The sequence below is a fragment of the Oleiphilus sp. HI0123 genome (assembly GCF_001635315.1).
Genome location: NZ_LWGE01000219.1, coordinates 1 through 4,238, shown reverse-complemented (window position 1 = coordinate 4,238; position 4,238 = coordinate 1). Strand labels below are relative to the sequence as shown.

At 44.9% G+C, this 4,238-nt stretch carries 2 protein-coding genes; both read right to left on the bottom strand.

The window, feature by feature from the left end; genetic code table 11:
* Positions 1–146: 146 nt before the first annotated feature.
* The gene (locus tag A3761_RS02120) at positions 147–3,419 is read right to left on the bottom strand and encodes an efflux RND transporter permease subunit (protein ID WP_068740314.1); all 3,273 of its coding nucleotides are present in this window, start codon (positions 3,417–3,419) and stop codon (positions 147–149) included.
* Positions 3,419–4,238, bottom strand: an 820-nt coding sequence (locus A3761_RS02115) for an efflux RND transporter periplasmic adaptor subunit (RefSeq protein ID WP_068749708.1), incomplete at its 5' end; no start/stop codon positions are given. The genes A3761_RS02115 and A3761_RS02120, both read right to left, overlap by 1 nt.

Sequence of the window (4,238 nt, the reverse complement as noted above, 5' to 3'; positions counted from 1 at the left end):
AGCTATTTTAAGAGAAATAAGACTTCAATTGCTGAGCGCAAACAAAATCTAGCGCCACTGCACTTTTAAGTCGATTATTCATAATCAACTCTCTACATAATTATTTTTCAATTCCAGCTCATTGAAAAAATCGGGCCATACTATATTCAGTATTTGTTTTTTCGCCCATACAATAGCGGCACAACAAGCACGGTTAAAATCGCCGAGCTGATGGATCCAAAAATCAAGGAGACAGCCAGTCCTCCCATCACGGGATCAGGGATGATTACCAGTGTTCCAAAGACAATGGCCAAGGTGGTTAAGGTTATGGGAATAATTCTTAATGCGCCCGCATCTGAGATAGCCTCTTCTGGCGACATGCCTTCGGCTATTCTCTCCCTGATAAAATCAACGATCAGCAAAGAATTCCTAACAGCAACGCCCGCAAGAGCAATAACACCAATCATTGATGGTGCGGTAAAGTCTTGATCGAGCAACCAATGGCCCGGAAATACACCAATCAAACCTAATGGAATAGATACCATGACAAGCAATGGCAAACTAAAGGATTGATAGTAAGCAACTAAGAGAAAGTAGATAGCAAGCAGTGACATCGCCAGCGCAATTCCCAAATCTCTAAACACATCCAGTGTCAGCCTCAATTCACCATCCCAATGAATGACAGTGTCATCCAAAGTAGTGGGTGAATCAGGCACAAAGCCCAGATTTCGCGTCGTAATTTTAGTTTCTCTATCGACTTGTAATACTTCGATTCTCTTTTCCAAATCGAGCACTGCATACACAGGTGCACTATCTACCAGCTCTCCTCCCACATAAGAAACTCGCTCATTATCCTTATGGAAAATAGGTGTCGCTTTCTCATTCGGAACAATATCAATCACCGTCGATAAGGGGATGGATGCCCCTTCTTTATTTTTCACAAAGGTCTGAGCCAGTATCTCCGGCACAATGCGCTGGTTATGAGGCACGACAAGCCTAATCGGTATAGGATTTCTCGCTTCTTGCTCATACAAGTGATTCACGATATCTCCTTGCACAAAAAAGCTTAATGCAGCAGCAACTTGCTGCACATCTAAACCGGCCAGTAAAACCCTGCGTTGATCGATCTTGAAGTTATATTCCTGAATAGGCGTGGAATTGCTCGTCCACACTTCAGCCATATCCCAGGTATCTTTAAACAGCGTCTCTAATTCTTTGGCCGTTGCCTCTCGTTTCTCGTTATCTTGTTCGTATATTTCAGCGAGAACCGTCGCTCTTATCGGTGGCCCAGGAGGGTCTTCTAATAACTGAACCGTAGCCTCAGGGTGATTACCAATGATATCGGCAAGTGCTAAACGCAATTGCTGCACAATCTCTATCGAAGTATCGTCGCGCGTCCATTTATGACTCAGATTAACCCTCATTTCTGCATACTGCGAGCCGACGTTATTTGCACTTCCCTTTATTTGACCATTGAAATCGATAACGGAGGGGCCGCCTACAAAGGTTTGTGTATTCGCCACTTCATCGTGCGAAAGGACAACCCCCGCAACCTCTCTCACCAAGCGATCTGTTTCCTCAAGGGGCGTGTCATCCGGTAATTTAAATGTCACCAAAAAGGTGTTCTTATCATCTTTAGGTAGAAACACTAAATTGACGCCCATAGGCGATAGTTCTCCACCAACGCCCTGCGAGCGAATAAATTGCCAACTTGGTTGCAGTAACGAAGCGAGCAAACAGACCAACACACCCAGATAGAATACTTTTCGCCACTTCCTACTTTGGCTGAGGCGCTTGAACAAACTTCTGTAGTAGGTTTGTAGCCAAATTTCTTTATGTTCTTCGTGGGTGACGGTTAAGAAACGTCGGGCAGCCCACGGCGTAATAATATACGCAACCAATAGAGATGCGATCATCGCTGCAGGTACGTTGAACGCAATAGGATAAAAATATTCACCCGTCATTCCCGTCACAAACAGCAGAGATAAGAATACGGCAACCACCGTAATTGTTGCCAATGTTGTGGGGTTACCAATCTCAGACGCGGCATTAACAATGGCTTTTGAATAAGCCTCTTTAGAACTATTTTTCGGGAGTAACTGGTTATGCCGATGAATATTTTCGATGACAACAATGGCATCATCAACCAACAGTCCCAAGGCGAGTATCAAGGCATACAACGCCATACGATTCAAAGTTGGCCCGGCTAATAGGTCGATTCCAATCACCAGAGCGAAAACGATAGGTATCGTAATGAATACGATAGACGCCGCGCGCCCCCCCAGAAACACCCACAACACGACACTCACGACAGCGATTGCAATAAAGAGGTGCTCAATAAGATAGTTAACAGAATCATCCGCAGTCTGGCCATCATTTCTGGTGGTAACTACTTCAACAGAGTTAGGAATCCATTGTTCTTGCATCGATGCGACGCGTTCCAGAATAGCCTCAGATAAAGGAACTGAGTTAACACCGGCCTGTTTAGCGATACCGATATGAACAGCCGCCATCTCTTCCCCTTTGTACTGTTTATAACGACTATCTGAGGGGCCAAAGTTAAAGCGAGATAAGCTTAAGTTTTTGGTATCTGGCTCGGTGGTAATATGCGCTATACCTTGTAGATGAACGACTTTATCGTCATCACGAAACACCACCAATCGCTTAAGCTCTTCAAGGTCTTCCAGCTTATGACTAATTCGCAAATGCTGGTTGTCTTTGTCGATCACCTTAAAGCCAAGCGAGTGATCAATACTAGCGCCTTGTATGTGCGCTCTAATTTGATTTAAGCCCAAACCTAAAGCTTGTAAACGCGTGGGATCTATCTCAACGCGTACTTCGTTCTCCTGACCACCATGAATTTCACTGAGCCCAACGCCCTCAATACTATGTAGATGCTCGGTCATTCTTTCAGCCATATGTGTGAGCTGATAGCGGTCGTACTTGTCAGAAGCCAAGGTCACAACTATAAAGGGGATATCATCCACATCCATCAGATGAATATGTGGCTCGCCCGCTAAAGGCGGTAACTGAATTTTGTATCGTTCCACCTGGTCATAGAGCCTCACGAATGATTCGGTTTTATCCTCTCCTACTTTGAACTCCACTTGAATCTTGGCAAAGCCTTCTCCTGCCACACCGTAAGTGTGCTTTACCCCCTGCATCGTATTGAGATGATTTTCGAGCGGCGTTAGCAGCAAGTGTTCTACTTCCAAAGGTGACATACCTGGTATGGGAATGGTGACTTCGGCAGCGGGAATCACTATCTGAGGATTCTCTTCACGGGGAATTTCAAACAGCCCCATTAAACCGAACAAGATAACGGCAGGAATAATGGCCAATACAAGCTTTGATTCAACAAAGGTTTTGGCTAGCGTATGGGCAATATTAAAGCTGCTGTTAGAAGCTGCTTTGCCGCCCGAATTTTGGCTCTTATCCATTACTTGGTCTCTGCACTATTTACTGAGGCATCGCTAGGTTTAAAGACCACTGGACTCCCATCTCTTAAGGAAGATGGCGGGTTAGTGATAACGATATCCGATGGCTCGAGGCCTGAGAGAACCACCAAATAACGTTGCCACTTCCGCTCAAAATTGACCGGCGTAAACACTGCTTTACCTTCATTGATTCGGTATACACCAAACACCCCCGCCCGCTTAATGATTGATGAAGAATCAACAAGAATCTGTTTTTCATAAGAGATAATGAAGTCCACCTGCCCTGATAAGCCGGCTTCAAGTTTGTAGGATTCAGGCAAAGCGAGTTTGATCTGAATGGTTTGGGTAATACGATCAACACTATTCACGATATGAGATATAACGGCTTTAACGGGTTCATCGCGCTTGTGAATTTTAATGTCATATTGGTCACCAATATTTAGAGTCTGCCCCCACTCTGCTGGCAACGAAGCCTCAAACTCCAAACCACCAATCGCTTCGAGTTGAAGAAGAGGTTTTCCAATAACAGCCAAATCCCCTTGATTCACCCAGCGCTTAATAACGCGTGCATCAATTGGACTATTGATGCGGTGATAAGGCTCCCGAGCAAGCTGCCTTTCCAGCTCACTCTGCGCTTGATTCAACTGAGTTTCCGCAAGATTGTGTTGCACTTTTGCCTTGCGAAGTTGTTCCACAGTAATCACGCGTTTTTCGCGCAGTTGACGAGCATTATCTACATCATGTGCCATATCCTTTAATCGAATTTTGGCTGATTCGATAGCACTCTCTGCTCGACGAATAGAGGTAAGCAATTCGGTTTCA

Excerpts from the sequence above, each read along its gene's own strand:
- A3761_RS02120 (WP_068740314.1), bottom strand. The coding sequence starts at position 3,419 with ATGGATAAGAGCCAAAATTCGGGCGGCAAAGCAGCTTCTAACAGCAGC.